The sequence below is a fragment of the Modestobacter sp. VKM Ac-2985 genome (assembly GCF_026967925.1).
Taxonomy (GTDB): Bacteria; Actinomycetota; Actinomycetes; order Mycobacteriales; family Geodermatophilaceae; genus Modestobacter.
In genome coordinates this window covers 103,734-117,695 of record NZ_JAPVBI010000002.1, presented here as the reverse complement: position 1 = coordinate 117,695, position 13,962 = coordinate 103,734, and the positions used below count along the sequence as shown (strand labels likewise).

11 protein-coding genes are annotated in these 13,962 nt (G+C 74.4%); 8 read left to right on the top strand and 3 right to left on the bottom strand.

Annotated features, from left to right (window positions below; translation table 11 throughout):
* Positions 1-6: 6 nt before the first annotated feature.
* On the bottom strand, positions 7-1,788 hold the full coding sequence (locus O2V61_RS09765; RefSeq protein ID WP_269183120.1) for an ABC transporter ATP-binding protein: 1,782 nt from the start codon (positions 1,786-1,788) through the stop codon (positions 7-9).
* Positions 1,789-1,943: 155 nt separating this feature from the next.
* Here O2V61_RS09765 and O2V61_RS09760 point away from each other — a divergent pair, with 155 nt between their 5' ends.
* Together O2V61_RS09760 and O2V61_RS09755 are read left to right on the top strand one after the other, a co-directional pair.
* Positions 1,944-3,470: an NAD(P)/FAD-dependent oxidoreductase gene (locus tag O2V61_RS09760; RefSeq protein WP_269183119.1), complete on the top strand. Its 1,527-nt coding sequence runs from the start codon at positions 1,944-1,946 to the stop codon at positions 3,468-3,470.
* Positions 3,467-4,357 carry a glycosyltransferase family A protein gene (locus O2V61_RS09755; protein ID WP_269183118.1) on the top strand — a complete coding sequence of 297 codons (891 nt, stop codon included), beginning with the start codon at positions 3,467-3,469 and terminating at the stop codon, positions 4,355-4,357. Before O2V61_RS09760 ends, O2V61_RS09755 begins: the two co-directional genes overlap by 4 nt.
* Here O2V61_RS09755 and O2V61_RS09750 read toward each other — a convergent pair.
* The gene (locus tag O2V61_RS09750) at positions 4,343-5,221 is read right to left on the bottom strand and encodes a glycosyltransferase family 2 protein (RefSeq protein ID WP_269183117.1); all 879 of its coding nucleotides are present in this window, start codon (positions 5,219-5,221) and stop codon (positions 4,343-4,345) included. The genes O2V61_RS09755 and O2V61_RS09750 overlap by 15 nt on opposite strands.
* Positions 5,222-5,321: 100 nt before the next feature.
* Here O2V61_RS09750 and O2V61_RS09745 point away from each other — a divergent pair, with 100 nt between their 5' ends.
* Complete coding sequence (locus O2V61_RS09745; protein ID WP_269183116.1) at positions 5,322-6,980, top strand: FAD-dependent oxidoreductase; 1,659 nt, start codon at positions 5,322-5,324, stop codon at positions 6,978-6,980.
* Between the two features lie 3 nt (positions 6,981-6,983).
* Here the strand turns inward: O2V61_RS09745 and O2V61_RS09740 are convergent, their stop codons facing one another.
* Positions 6,984-8,000 (bottom strand): glycosyltransferase family 2 protein, encoded by a 1,017-nt coding sequence (locus O2V61_RS09740; protein WP_269183115.1) that lies wholly within the window; start codon positions 7,998-8,000, stop codon positions 6,984-6,986.
* A gap of 193 nt (positions 8,001-8,193) precedes the next feature.
* On the opposite strand from O2V61_RS09740, the gene O2V61_RS09735 reads away from it, so the two are divergent.
* From O2V61_RS09735 to O2V61_RS09715, 5 genes are read left to right on the top strand one after another with little or no spacing between them, the layout of a single operon-like run.
* Positions 8,194-9,240: a Gfo/Idh/MocA family protein gene (locus tag O2V61_RS09735; RefSeq protein ID WP_269183114.1), complete on the top strand. Its 1,047-nt coding sequence runs from the start codon at positions 8,194-8,196 to the stop codon at positions 9,238-9,240.
* Entirely contained in the window at positions 9,237-10,445 is a 1,209-nt protein-coding gene (locus O2V61_RS09730) for a glycosyltransferase family 4 protein (protein WP_269183113.1), read from the top strand. Before O2V61_RS09735 ends, O2V61_RS09730 begins: the two co-directional genes overlap by 4 nt.
* Positions 10,442-11,440, top strand: a complete 999-nt coding sequence (locus O2V61_RS09725) for a hypothetical protein (protein ID WP_269183112.1) — start codon at positions 10,442-10,444, stop codon at positions 11,438-11,440. The genes O2V61_RS09730 and O2V61_RS09725 overlap by 4 nt, the downstream gene beginning before the upstream one ends.
* Positions 11,437-12,345 carry a glycosyltransferase family 2 protein gene (locus O2V61_RS09720; protein WP_269183111.1) on the top strand — a complete coding sequence of 303 codons (909 nt, stop codon included), beginning with the start codon at positions 11,437-11,439 and terminating at the stop codon, positions 12,343-12,345. Before O2V61_RS09725 ends, O2V61_RS09720 begins: the two co-directional genes overlap by 4 nt.
* Positions 12,342-13,952: a glycosyltransferase 87 family protein gene (locus O2V61_RS09715; RefSeq protein WP_269183110.1), complete on the top strand. Its 1,611-nt coding sequence runs from the start codon at positions 12,342-12,344 to the stop codon at positions 13,950-13,952. Before O2V61_RS09720 ends, O2V61_RS09715 begins: the two co-directional genes overlap by 4 nt.
* Positions 13,953-13,962: the final 10 nt, after the last annotated feature.

Genomic DNA, 13,962 nt, shown 5'->3' with positions numbered 1-13,962 from the left:
CCTGGATCAGCCTGGCGCCCCCAGCAGCCTGCCGTTGCGCTGCACCAGCTCGGGGAACGGGGCCACGTCGACCAGCCGCCCGTCGTCGACCAGCGCCACCCGGTCGCAGTCCTGCACGGTGCTCAGCCGGTGCGCCACGGCGATGATCGTGCGGTCGTTCCGCAGCGCGGACAGGGCGGCCATCAGCTGGCTCTCCGTCTGGCTGTCCAGCGCCGACGTCCCCTCGTCGAAGAAGATCACGCTGGGCCGCCGGTACAGCGCCCGGGCGATGGCCAGCCGCTGGCGCTGCCCGCCGGAGACCTTGACCCCGCGTTCGCCGATCACCGTGTCCAGCCCCTCGGGGAGCGAGGAGACGAAGCCGTCGAGCTGGGCCAGGGTGACGGCCTCGGCGACCCGGGTCTCGTCCACCTCGTGCGCGGGCACGCCGAGGGCGATGTTGCCGCGCAGCGTGGTGTCGGACAGGTGGACCACCTGGTGCACCACGCCCAGGCTGGTGTGCCAGCCGGCCGCCGAGGAGGCGATGTCCCGGCCGTCGACCGTCACCCGACCCGAGGCGGGTTCGATCAGCCCGAGCATGACGTCGACGAGCGTGCTCTTGCCGCCCCCGGTCGGACCGACGATGCCGAGGAACTCCCCGGCCCGGACGGTGAGCCGGACGTCGGTGAGGGAGTTCCGGTGTGCGCCGGGGTAGCGGACGCTGACGTCCTCCACGCACAGCTCCTCGCGCAGCGGGACGGGCTCCACCGAAGGGCTGCCGGAGGTCCTCGGCGGCGGGAAGAGCCGCAGGTCCGCGTGCAGCAGGTCGATCCCCGGGCTGACGAACTTCAACGCGTTCAGCGCGGCCAGCACCTCGTTCAACGAAGGCTGCAGGCGCACCGCCGCGTAGCCGAACAGGCCGAGGGTCGGGAGCGCGTCCAGCGCTCCGCCCTCGGTCAGCAGGCTGACCCCCAGGACGCTCAGGATGGCGAGCACCAGGCAGCTCTCCAGCGCCACCCGGGGCACCTCCTTGGCCGTCGACCGGAGGTAGCGGGTGCGGGACAGGCTCCGGCGGTCCTCGGCGAAGCGCTGCACGAAGAACGGCTGGTTGCCCAGCAGGGTGATGTCGCGCCAGCCGGCGAGGCTCTCGCTCAGCGTCTGCAGGGTGGTCTTGGACATCGCCTGGGAGACCTGGCCGAGTCGTTTGACCCGCGGCTGCACCAGCCGCAGCAGGGCCCACACGAGCGGCCCGAGGACGGCGATCACCAGGAGGGTGGCCACCGGGCTGGTGACCAGCAGCACCGCGACCAGCCCGACGATGATCAGCGAGTGCGAGAGCAGCTTGACCGCGGGCACGAGGGCCTCGCGGACGAACTGCTGCACGATGTCGTAGGTGTTGCGGACCAGCTCGGCCGAGTTCCGCTGCAGGTGGAAGGTGTTCGGCATCGCCAGGTAGCCCTCGAGCAGCCGGGTCGCCAGCCGGGCCCCGGCGTTCTCGGCCACCCGGTACTGCACGTAGGCCTGCCCCACGATCACCACGCCGCGCAGCAGGAAGACCCCGGCGATCGACCCGCCGACGACGACGGCCAGCACCGTCTCGTCCCAGCCGGGCAGGACGTCCCGCAGGTCGCCGAGCAGGGGCAGGTCGAAGGCGCTGGCCTCGGTGGTGATGCCGGCCAGCAGCCACACGACCAGCAGCGCGCCGAGCACCTCCAGGCCGGCGGCGAGCAGGGCGAGGAGCAGGACGACGACCCACCGGAGGCGATGGCCGGGACCGATCAGGTCGGAGCACTTGCGAGCGAGGTCGAGCATCGCGATGAGGGTCCCGGGGGTGCGCCGACGGTGGTCAGGTCCAGCGGCCGAGGCTACTCAAGCGCGACCGGGCGGCACCCGGACCGGCCCGGGTGGGGGCGCGTCGCTGTGCCACCCTGGTCCCCGTTCGACCGCCGCCCGAGGACGAGGAGCTCATGGACACCGGAACGGCCAGCGAGGCCACGACCGCCACCGGATCCCAGCACGTGGTCGTCCTGGGCGCCGGTCCGGCCGGCCTGACGGCGGCCTGGCGGCTCAGCCGGGACGACGTCGCCGTCGAGGTCCTGGAGGCCGACCCGAGGAAGGTCGGGGGCATCTCGCGCACCGAGGAGTACAAGGGCTTCCGCTTCGACATCGGGGGCCACCGCTTCTTCAGCAAGTCACCCGAGGTGGAGAAGCTGTGGCGGGACATCCTCCCGCCCACGGAGTGGCTGTCCGTGCGGCGGATGTCCCGGATCTACTACCGGCGCCGGTTCTTCGACTACCCGATCAAGGCGGTCGACACCCTGCGCAAGCTCGGGGTGGGCACCTCGGTGCTGTGCGTGCTGTCCTACCTGCGGGCCCGGGCCTTCCCCCGCCGCGAGGTGCGCAACTTCGAGGACTGGATCGTCAACAACTTCGGGCTCCGGCTGTACCGGATCTTCTTCAAGACCTACACCGAGAAGGTCTGGGGCCGGCCCTGCACGGAGATCTCCGCGGACTGGGCTGCGCAGCGGATCAAGGGCCTGTCCCTGCTGTCCGCCGTCCGGCACGCGCTGCCCCGGCGGCAGCGGGCGGGCAGTGCGGTGATCAAGACGCTGATCGAGGTCTTCGCCTACCCGCGGCAGGGGCCGGGTCAGATGTGGGAGCACGCCGCCGAGCAGATCCGCTCGGCCGGTGGCGCCGTGACCCTCGGCACCCGGGTCGTCGAGGTCCACCACGCCGGTGACCGGGTGACCCACGTGGTGGCCGAGGACGCCGCGGGACGGCGGGAGGTCGCCGGCACGGACTTCATCGCCACCCTGCCGCTGCGGGAGCTGGTGTCCGCCATGCGACCGGCCGCACCGCCGCACGTGCGGGAGGCGGCCGCCGCCCTGGACTACCGCGACTACCTCACCGTCGTCCTGGTGGTGGACCGCCCCGACGTGTTCCCGGACAACTGGATCTACATCCACGAGCCCGAGGTGCTGCTCGGCCGCATCCAGAACTACAAGAACTGGTCACCGGACATGGTCCCGGACTCCTCGCAGACCGCGCTGGGGCTGGAGTACTTCACCACCGAGGGCGACGTGCACCTGTGGGAGCAGGACGACGAGGCCCTCATCCGGCTGGGCATCCGCGAGTGCGCGCAGATCGGGCTGGTGGACCCCGCCGAGGTCCAGGACGCGACCGTGGTGCGGATGCCCAAGGCCTACCCGGTCTACGACGACAGCTACGCGATGAACGTCGGGGTCATCCGCGGGTGGCTGGACGCCGTCGCCACGAACCTGCAGACCGTCGGCCGCAACGGGATGCACAAGTACAACAACCAGGACCACTCGATGATGTCCGCGCTGCTGGCCGCGCGGAACCTCCTCGGCGAGGACTGGGACCCCTGGAAGGTCAACACCGACGCGGAGTACCACGAGGAGGTCGTCGCGGGCGCCGACCAGGCCGGGCGGCGGATCCCGGGGCGCGCCGCACCCGTCCCGCACCGGTCATGACGTCCTGCACCGTCGTCGTCCCCACCCGGGACCGGCCGGCGCTGGTCCGCGACGCGGTGGACAGCGCGCTGGGCCAGACCGCCGCGGACACCCGGGTGCTGGTCGTCGACGACGGGTCGCAGACCCCGGTCGAGCTGCCGGCCCACCCCCGGCTGGACGTCGTCCGCCACCTGCGTCCCCGGGGGGTCTCGGCGGCCCGCAACCTCGGGATCTCGCTGGCCACCACCGAGTTCGTCACCTTCCTCGACGACGACGACCGGCTCCGGCCGGCGATGGTGCAGCGCTCCCTCGAGGTGATCGCCGCGGCCGAGGCGCCGGCGCCGGTGGCCGCGCTGTCCGGGGTGGCGGTGCTCGACCGCGACGGGGCCGAGGTCGACGTCCGGCTGCCGCCCGACCTGTGCCCGCGCGGCGCGCACTTCTCCCTCGAGCCGGTCCAGGAGGGTCGCTCGTACTTCGGGAAGCAGACCCTCGTCGTCCCCCGCGCGGTCCTGCTGGCGATCGGTGGCTTCGACGAGACCTTCCGGTCGCGGGTGGTCACCGAGCTGTTCTGGCGGCTCAACCCGGTCTGCTCGATCGTCGGCCTCCCGGAGGTCACCTACGAGCTGCGGGCGCACGAGGGGCCGCGCATCTCCACCGACCGGCGGCTGCGGCAGCGCAGCTTCCGGCAGCTCGTTGCCACCCACGGGGAGCTGCTGCGCGCCCATCCCGAGGGGTATGCCGACCTCCTCGCCCAGCACGCCCGCACCTCGGTGCGCGCCGGTCAGCCCGTGGCTGCGTTCACCGCGACGGCGCGGCACGCGCGGCTCGACCCCCGGCGCACCACCGGTGGCCTCCGGGACGCGCTGCGCCGGGCGCCGACGTCCCGCCGGGGGTCAGCGACGCCCTGACCCCACCCGGTCCCGCACCGCGGCCAGGGAGCTGCGCCCGGTGGTCAGCGGGTGCAGCCGGAGTGCCCGGACCCAGGTGCTCAGCGCCGGGCCGCGCTGACCGCCGTCCCAGAGCTTGACCGCCTGGTGGCACACCAGCTCGGCGTGCCGTCCCCGGCCGGCGGCGGCGAACACGTCGCCGTGCTTGGCCTCGAGCATCCGCATGCTGCGCGCCCGGACCGCCGGGTCACCGGAGACCTGCGGGCCGTCGTGCCGCCGCCGCCGGTAGGTGGTGGTGGGCAGCCCGAGGAGCGAGCAGACCGGGTTGAGCCGGAGGAACAGCTCGGTCTGCACCCGGGAGCGGAAGGACTCGTCCCACCCGCCGATCTCCTGCAGCACGGTGCGCTCCACCACCAGGGTCGACTTCAGCGCGAACGAGCGACCGGGCTGCGGGGGCTCCAGGTGGAACCGGGCGCCCCGCGGCAGGGTCGGGGGCAGCCGGGTCTCCACGACCCGGCCGGTGCGGTCCACGACCTCCACCCCGGACAGCGAGGCCACCGGCGCGGGGAGGTCGGTGTCGGCCAGCGCCGTGAGCGCCACCTCGAGGTGGTCCGGGAGGAGCAGGTCGTCGTCGTCGAGGTAGGTGATCCACCGTCCGCGCGCCTCGGCCAGGCCGACGTTGCGGGCCGCGGAGACGCCCCGGTTGGTCTCGAGCCGGACCACCCGCAGCAGGGGGTGCGGTTCGAGCCGGACCGGCGTGGTGGACGCGTCGTCGACGACGAGCACCTCGTGGTCGACCCCGGTCTGGGCCAGTGCGCTGTGCACGGCCTCGGCCAGCAGCTCGGGCCGGTTGAAGGTCGAGATGACGACGGTGGCTGCGACCATCCGTGGACCCTACGACGGGGCGGTCCGGCGGTGCGCTGGGCGCGGGAGCCCGCGCGTTACTGTTCTGGCGCCCCGACGCGGACGTCGGAGGCCCAGGCCGATGTCCAGCCCGGGGGGCGCCGTGATCGTGGAGCTGGCCGACGTGCACGAGGACGTCGCGCACGCGGACGTCGCCGTCGTGGGGGCGGGTTTCGCCGGGATCGACCTCGCCGTGCAGCTCGGCCGCCGCGGCGTCCGGGTGCTGCTCATCGAGGCCGGCCGGGACTCCTTCGACCCGGCCGCCCAGGACCTCGCGCGGTTCCGCAACGTCGGCAAGCCGCTGCGCGAACCCGATCCCGAGGGCCCGCACAACCCCTACCTCGACCCGAGGTTCCGTGGCGAGACCCGGATCCGGCAGCTGGGCGGCACGTCGACCATCTGGACCGGCAAGTGGCGGCTGCTCAACCCGCTGACCTTCCAGCAGCGGGACTGGGTGCCGGGCAGCGGCTGGCCGGTCAGCCGCGCGGAGCTCCTGCCCTTCCACGCCGAGGTGGCGCGGGACCACGGGATCGCCGACGTCGACACGCTGGTGGACGGCGGTGAGCGGCACCCGCTGGCCGCGGAGTGCGCCGCTGCGGGGATCGACGGCTCGCTGCTGCACTGGCAGGCGAGCCCGCTGCGGATGGCGGAGCGCTACCGCGCGGAGCTCCGCGACACGCCGAACGTCCAGGTGCTCCTCGGGGCGACGGTGACCGAGCTCGTGCTCGACGACGCCCACCGGCGGGTGCGGACCGTCAGGGTCGCCTCGCCCGGCGGGCGCCGGGCCGACCTCACCGCCGACCAGGTCGTGCTGGCCACCGGCGGACTGGAGCCGGCCCGGCTGCTGCTGGCGTCCTACCGCCAGGTCCCCGAGGGCATCGGCAACGCCCACGGCCTGGTGGGGCGCTACTTCCAGGACCACCCCAAGACCAAGCGGGCGGTCCTGCGGCCGAGCCCCGCCCTGCGGGGGATGGCCGACTGGCTGGCCACCGACCCGCTGCCCCGGGACCAGCTGCTGTTCGGCCTCTCCCTCGACGAGCAGCGGGAGCACCGGCTGCTGGACCACGCGGTGTCGGTGCGTCCGGTCTTCGACTACGAGCTGGACTACCCCGCCGCGGACGTGATCGCCGTGCGGGAGGCGCTGCGGACCCGCAGCGCCCGGGGGCTCACGGCGGCGACGCTGGCCCGCGCGGCAGCTCCGCGCACGCTGCGCCAGTACGCCGGCCAGCGGGTGCACCGCCGGCGACGCGGACGGGTGGCGCACTACGCGACGGCGATCTACCTGGAGCAGGCCCCCAACCCGGAGAGCCGGCTGCGGCTGGGCCCGCGCCGGGACGCGCTGGGCATGCCGGAGCTGGAGATCGACTGGCAGCTCAGCCCGCTGGACCACGAGTCCTTCGCCCGGCTGCAGCGCCTGTTGCCCGCCGCCTTCGCCCGCGCCGGCCTCGGCGAGCTCGACTTCGGGCCCGACGAGCTGACCCTCTCCGATGCCGGGGACGCCAACCACCACATCGGGGCGACCCGGATGGCGGCGCGACCGGAGGAGGGGGTGGTGGACCGGGACTGCCGGGTCTTCGGCACCGACAACCTGTACATCGCGACCGCGTCGGTGTTCCCCACCGGCGAGTGCGCCACGCCGACCTTCACCATCATGGCGCTGGCGCGCCGGCTCAGCGCCCACCTGCTGTCCCTGCGGGACGACGACCGGGTCACGGTGACGTCGACGCCCGGCTCCCGGTGACCGTCAGGGCCGGGGCGCGCTCCTGACCGACGGCGTGGCGGTGGGCGCCAGGTGGTGGCGGACGACGACGTACCCGAAGACCGCGCCGCTGTAGGCGTAGGAGAGCCACAACCACGGGACGGTGGCGGCGGCGAACGGCACCCCGCGGTGCCGGGCGTAGAACCGCAGCAGGGGGGCGTCCAGGGCCAGCAGCGCGCCTGCCGATGCCGCCGCGAGCCCACGCCCGGCCCCTCGCCGTCCGGCGAGCAGGCCCAGCAGCAGGGTCCCGGTCGCGGCCACCTTCGCGCGGCCGGCCCGGTCGATGTTCAGGTCGTCGTCGAAGCCGGTGCGGCTGACGATGAGCTCGCTCCAGGGCAGCGCCCGGGACAGCACGTCGGCGCGCACCAGCGAGGTCGCCGTCCACCGCTTGAGGTGCTTGACCTGGATCTCCGGGACGACGTGGATGCGCCCACCGGCGGCCCGCAGCCGCTGGCCGAGCTCGATGTCCTCGATGCTGGGCTCGGTGTAGGACTCGTCGAAGCCGCCCAGGTCGGTGAACGCCGACCGGCGGATCGCGCCGCACGCTCCCCAGAAGGTGAACCCCTCCCGGCGGGAGCGGTGGTGCACGAAGTGGTTGAGCAGGTTCTTGTACTGGGAGAGGAAGTTCGGTGCGCCCGGGGAGTCGTCGTAGGAGCCGATGAGCGCATCGATCTCGGGGTGGGCCTCCACGTGGGCCGCGACCCGGCCGACGAGGTCGGTGGGCACCTCGACGTCGGCGTCGATGAAGAGCAGCACGTCTCCCCGCGCGGTGCGCGCGCCGATGTTCCGGGCGCGACCCGGGCCGCCCCGGGTGGTCAGCGGGATCACCTCGGTGGCGTGCGGCCGCACCCGCTCCACGACCTCCGGATCGGCGCCGTCCACGACCACGACCACCTCGACCGGTGCCGGGTCCAGGGCGTCGATCGCGGCGAGGCAGCGGCGCAGCTCCGGGCCGTCCCGGTGGACGGGCAGCACGAGGGAGAGCGACGGTGGTCCGCTCATCGGAAGGCTCCCTGTCGGTGCGGTGCGGCACCCGTCGTGGGCACGCCCGAGGGCGTTGATCAGGACCGGAGCGGACGCTAACACGCCGCCGGCGCCCGTCCCGGCGACCGACGGGACGGGCTGGGTCCGGCCGCTAGCCTGTTCCGGAACGTCGCCACCCGCCCGGCGGCGCCGTCGAGCCAGGGGAGTGGACGTGAGCGCACCGATCGGCGTGGGCCTGGTGGGCTGTGGCCGGATCGCCCGGATGTTCCACCTGCCGATCCTGCGCGACCTGCCCTCGGCCCGACTCGTCGCCGTCGCCGAGCAGAACGCCGGTGCCCGGGCGGCGGCACTGGAACTGGCGCCCGGCACGGTCGGCGTCGCCGACGTGGAGGGGCTGCTGGCGATGCCCGCGGTCGAGGCGGTGGTCATCTGCCTGCCCACCCACCTGCACGCCGAGACCGCGATCGCCTCGTTCGAGGCCGGCCGGCACACCTACGTGGAGAAGCCGCTGGCGCTGGACGGCGAGGAGGCGCGCCGGGTCCACGCGGCCTGGGCGGCCAGTGGCAAGACGGGCGCGATGGGCTTCAACTTCCGGTTCCACCCGCTCTACCGGCAGGTCCGCCAGGTGCTCGCCGACCAGCAGCTGGGGGAGGTCGTCGCGCTCCGTTCGGTGTTCAGCTCGGCGCCGCGCGAGGTGCCGGAGTGGAAGCGCGTCCGGGAGACCGGTGGCGGCGCGCTGCTCGACCTCGCCTCCCACCACGTCGACCTGGTCCGCTTCCTGCTCGGCGCGGAGGTCCAGGCCGTCTCTGCGTCGATCTCCTCGCGGCACAGCGTCCAGGACACCGCCGCGGTGACGCTGCAGCTGTCCACCGGCGCTGTCGCCCAGCTGCTGGCCACGGTGTCCGCCGCCGCCAGCGACCGGATCGAGGTCCTGGGCACCAGCGCCACCCTGGAGGCCGACCGGATGGGCCGGCGGCGGCTCACCGTCGTCCCGGCCAGCGCTGCCGGTGGCCCGGCGGCCGCGGCCCGGGCGCTCGTCTCCGGCGTGTCGGCCACCCTGGACCGCCTGCGTCCCCCGCCCGAGCCGTCGTTCGCCGCCGCTCTGACGGCGTTCGTCGACGACGCCCGGACCGGGGCCGCGACCGGTGCGACGATCGAGGACGGCGTGCGCAGCCTGGCCGTCGTGGAGGCGGCGGAGGAGTCGGCCGCCACCGGTGCACTGGTGTCCGTCGCGCAGTCCGCGGGGCCGACTGGGTGAGGGTGCTGCTGCTCAACGACGGCGGGACCCCGGTCGGGGGTGCCGAGCTGCAGGCCCTGCGCACCCGGGACCTGTTGCGGGGTGCCGGCCACGAGGTCCGGCTGCTGTCCTCCGGTGCCTCGGAGCTCGGGGTCCCCTCGCAGGCGGACGCCGTCTGCTTCGGCACCACCCACCCGAAGCTGCGGGTGCTCTCCCAGACGGCCAACCCCTCGGCCGCGCTGGCCCTGCGCCGGGAGCTGGCGAGCTTCCGGCCCGACGTCGTCCACCTCCGGATGTACCTGACCCAGCTCTCCCCGCTCGTCCTCCCGCTGCTGCGGGGCGTCCCGACCGTGTGGCAGGCCGTCTACTACAAGGCCATCTGCCCGCGCGGGACGAAGGTGCTGCCCGACGGCTCGCGCTGCGCGGTCCCGGCCGGGCGGGCCTGCCTGCGGAACCGGTGCGTGACGCCGCAGTCCTGGGTGCTGGACATGACCCAGCAGCAGCTGCGCAGGCGCTGGGCCGGGTCGCTGGACGCGGTGATCACCCTGAGCGAGACGATGCGCCGGCGGCTGGAGGAGAACGGCATCCCGGTGGCCGACGTGATCCCCAACGGCGTCCGGCAGCGGCCGGCGCGCCCGCCGCTGACCGGACCGCCCACGGTGGCCTTCGCCGGCCGGCTCGTGCCGGAGAAGGGCGTGCAGGTGCTGGTCGACGCGTTCGCGCAGGTCGCCGCCGCGGTGCCGGACGCCCGGCTGCTGGTCGCCGGGGACGGCCCCGGCCGCGCAGCGCTGGACGAGCAGGTCGACCGGCTGGGCCTCGCCGCGCAGGTCGAGGTCACCGGGCACCTGGATCGGGAGACCCTGGAGCGGCGGTTCGACACCGCTTGGGTGCAGGCCGTCCCCGGGGTGTGGGAGGAGCCGCTGGGCAACGTCACCCTGGAGGCGATGATGCGTGGCACCGCCGTCGTCGCCAGCGACCTCGGCGGACCCGGCGAGGTGGTCCGGCACGACAGCACCGGCCTGCTGGTCCGGCCCGGTTCCGTGGACTCGCTCGCCGCAGCGCTGCGGTCCCTGCTGATCGACCGGCCGCGGTGCGAGGAGCTCGGTCGCCGTGGTCGGGAGATCGCGCTGACCAGCTACGCCGAGCACGTCACCGTCCAGCGCCTCGAACGGCTCTACCGCTCCCTGCTGCCCCCTGCCGCCGACGACGTGAGGTCATCTGCATGAGCACCGGTCCGGCCCTGTCCATCGTGGTCGTGAGCCCGCACGACTTCGCGCACGTGCGGCGCACCGTCCGCCACCTGCGTGAGCAGGACGACGCCGACCAGCTGGAGCTGGTGCTTGTCGCCACCACCGAGGCCGCGGTCGCCGATGCCCGGCCCAGCGAGCTGGTCGGTTTCGCGGCCACCCGCACGGTGGCCGTCGGCGCGATCCCCAACGTCGACCGGGCCGCAGCCCGGGGGGTGCTGGCGGCGAGCGCGGACCTGGTCGCCGTCATCGAGGACCACGCCTACGTCGCCCCCGGCTGGGTCCGGGCGGTGCTCGCGGCCTACCGCGACGCGCCGTGGGTCTCGGTCGGGTCGGTGATGGAGAACGCCAACCCGGACAGCAGCCTCAGCTGGGCGAACCTGGTGCTCGGGTACGGCTGGTGGATCGACCCGGCCGCGGCGGGGGAGATGCGCGACGTGCCGAGCCACAACGGGTCCTACCGACGGGCGGCGCTGGCCGCCTTCGGCGAGGAGCTGCCCGACCTCATGGTCCGGGGCGGGGGCCTGCACGACCGGCTGCGAGCGGACGGCGGACGGATGTTCCTGGCCGCGGACGCCCGGATCGCCCACGTCAACCCCTCGACCCTCCCGGCGACGGCGGACCTGCGGGTCAACGCCGGCCGGCTCTACGGCGACGAGCGGCGCCGCCAGGAACGGTGGCCGGCGGCCAAGCGCGTGCTGTACGCCGTTGCCGCGCCGCTCATCCCGGCGGTGCGGTTCCGGCGGATCCGTGCCGAGCACCTGGCACCGGGGCGCGAACACGCGCGGCTGTTCCCGCGGGCGCTGCCCGGGATGATCGCCGCGCTGGTGCTGGACGCCGCCGGGCAGGCTCTCGGGTACCTGCGCGGGGCCGGGCGGGCACCGGAGGTCCTCGCCGTCTTCGAGATGGACCGGATGCAGCACCTGCGCCGCAGGGACCGGGAGCGGCTGGCCGAGGCGGTGCCGGCCCGATGAGCGAGCCCGACGTGTCGGTCGTCATCCCCGCCTACCGGCGTCCGGACCGGCTGCGCAGCTGCCTGACCGCGTTGGCCGGCCAGGACCACCCCCGGGACTCCTTCGAGGTGGTCGTGGTGGACGACGGCAGCCCCGAGCCGCTCGCCGCGCTGCTCCCGGAGTTCACCGACCGGCTGCGGCTGACCGTGCACCGGCAGGCCAACGCCGGCCCGGCGGTGGCGCGCAACGTCGGCGCCGAGCAGGCCGCCGGGCAGCTGCTGGCGTTCACCGACGACGACTGCGAGCCGGAGCCGGGCTGGGTCGGGGCGCTCGCCGCCACCCACCGGGCCACCCCTGAGGCGATGATCGGCGGCTCGATCGTCAACGCGCTGCCCGACCAGCGGTGCGCCGAGGCCAGTCAGCTGCTGGTCGGCTTCCTCTACGAGTGGTTCTCCGACGGTGCGGCGAGCCGCTTCTTCGCCAGCAACAACCTCGCCGTCCCCCGGGCGGACTTCCTGGCGCTGGGTGGCTTCGACACCACCTTCCCCCGGCCGGGTGGGGAGGACCGGGAGCTGTGCGAGCGCTGGCGGCGGACCGGCCGGGACATGGTCGAGGCCCCGGACGCGGTCGTCCGGCACTCGCACACCATGGCGCTGCGCGGCTTCTGCCGGCAGCACTGGAACTACGGGCGCGGTGCCTACGACGTGCACCGCCGCCGGGTCGCCGCCGGGGAGGGGAAGGTGCGGATCGAGCCGGCGCGCTTCTACTGGGAGCTGCTGACCTACCCGTTCGGCCGGGCCCCGCTCGCCCGGGCGGTGCCGCTGGCCGGGCTGATGGCCGTCTCCCAGGTCGCCAACGCAGCCGGCTTCGCCTTCGAGCTGCGGCAGCAGCGCGGCCGGCGCGGCGGCGTCGAGGCGGCGGCGTGAGCACGACGGCGACGCGAGCCGAGCCCCGTACGTCCGGCTGGCACGCAGTGACCCGGGAGCCCTGGCGGACGGTGGCCGTGGTCGCCCCGCTCGCGGTCGTCGGGCTGCTGCTCGCGCCGCTGTTCCGCAACGACATCGGGCTCGACGGCCTGGCCTACGTGTCGATCGCCCGGCAGTACGCCGAGGGCGGGCTGCCGGTCAACGGCTACTGGGGGCCGCTCTGGTCGTGGTTCCTCGTGCCGCTGCTCGTGGTCGGCGTGGAGCCGCTGCTGGCCGCCGGCGTGCTGCAGGTGGCCTCCGCCGTCCTCGCGCTGGTGGCGTTCCGCCGGCTCGCGGACGTCGCCGGGGCGCGGCCCGCCGTGCGCGACGCCATGGCCCTGGCGATCAGCCCGTTCCTGCTCGCCATGGCGCACTACGGCGTCTTCGTCGACGTGCTGATGGCGGGCTTCCTGCTGCTGTGGTGCAGCGAGGTGCTCCGGCCGGACTTCCCGACCAGCCGGTCAGTCGCGCTGCGGGCCGGGCTGTGGGCCGGGCTGGCGGTGCTGACCAAGATCTACGCGCTGCCGTTCGTCGTCGTCCACCTGGCGGTGGTGCTGGTGCTGCACCTGTACCGGTCGCGGGGTGTGCCCGGGGCCTGGCGCCGGGTGGGCGCCTCCGGCGTGCTGGCGGTCGTGGTGATCGGCGTCCTGTTCGCGCCCTGGGTGGCGGCGCTGACGGCGACCTACGACCGGTTCACCGTGACCAAGTCGGCCCGCTACAACGTGACGATCGCCGGGCCGGGGTCGGAGGGCAACCCGATCCGCTACGCCGGGCTGCTGACGCCGCCGAGCGAGGAGGCGGTGAGCATCTGGGAGGACCCGTCCCGGATGCCGGTGAACGCCGACGGCTGGGACGCCGGCGGCGAGTCGGCGGACCGGCTGCTGGACAACGTCACCGACACCGTCCTGCTGGGCACCGACCTGCTGACCGACGACATGGTCGTGGTGTCCGCGCTGGGCATCGCCGGCACCGTGCTCGTGCTCTTCGTGCGACGCCGTGAGCGAGTGGAGTCGTCGTCCCGGCTGGTGGTGACCGGGATCGTCGCCGCGGGGGCGATCTACGCCGGCGGCTACGCGGTGCTGTTCGTGGAGCGCCGGTACACCTGGTTCCTGCTGCTGCTGCTCGCCGTCCCGGCGGTGCTGCTGGTGCAGGAGCTGCTGGCCACCCAGCCCGCCCGGCGGCGGCGCTGGCTGCTGCCGGTGGGTGCGACCGTGCTGGCCCTGACGGTGGCGCTGCAGGCGGTGCCGCGGATGCTGGAGCAGGCGGACGAGGGGGCCCGGGCCCAGGAGGTGGCGGCCGCGCTGCGCAGCGCCGGCGGGGTGACCGGCCCGGTCGCGTCCAACGGCTTCTGGGAGCGGACGGCGGTGATCTGCTTCGAGCTGGAGTGCCAGTTCTACGGCCAGCCGCGCGACCACGAGCTGGGCGAGGGGCTGGACGAGCTGCTGGAGGAGCGGGGGATCGCCACCTTCGTCGCGTGGGGTGACCCGCTGACGGACCCCCCGGGCCGGGAGGTGACGCCGGACGGGCTGGAGAACGTGCACGTCTACGAGGTGTCCTCCGCGAACTGACGGCTGCTCG

What these genes read in the sequence shown, in the direction of transcription:
- O2V61_RS09745 (WP_269183116.1), top strand. Translation starts at nt 5,322, where the DNA reads ATGTCCAGCCCGGGGGGCGCCGTGATCGTGGAGCTGGCCGACGTGCAC.
- O2V61_RS09765 (WP_269183120.1), bottom strand. Translation starts at nt 1,788, where the DNA reads ATGCTCGACCTCGCTCGCAAGTGCTCCGACCTGATCGGTCCCGGCCAT.
- O2V61_RS09755 (WP_269183118.1), top strand. Translation starts at nt 3,467, where the DNA reads ATGACGTCCTGCACCGTCGTCGTCCCCACCCGGGACCGGCCGGCGCTG.
- O2V61_RS09720 (WP_269183111.1), top strand. Translation starts at nt 11,437, where the DNA reads ATGAGCGAGCCCGACGTGTCGGTCGTCATCCCCGCCTACCGGCGTCCG.
- O2V61_RS09725 (WP_269183112.1), top strand. Translation starts at nt 10,442, where the DNA reads ATGAGCACCGGTCCGGCCCTGTCCATCGTGGTCGTGAGCCCGCACGAC.
- O2V61_RS09760 (WP_269183119.1), top strand. Translation starts at nt 1,944, where the DNA reads ATGGACACCGGAACGGCCAGCGAGGCCACGACCGCCACCGGATCCCAG.
- O2V61_RS09740 (WP_269183115.1), bottom strand. Translation starts at nt 8,000, where the DNA reads ATGAGCGGACCACCGTCGCTCTCCCTCGTGCTGCCCGTCCACCGGGAC.
- O2V61_RS09750 (WP_269183117.1), bottom strand. Translation starts at nt 5,221, where the DNA reads ATGGTCGCAGCCACCGTCGTCATCTCGACCTTCAACCGGCCCGAGCTG.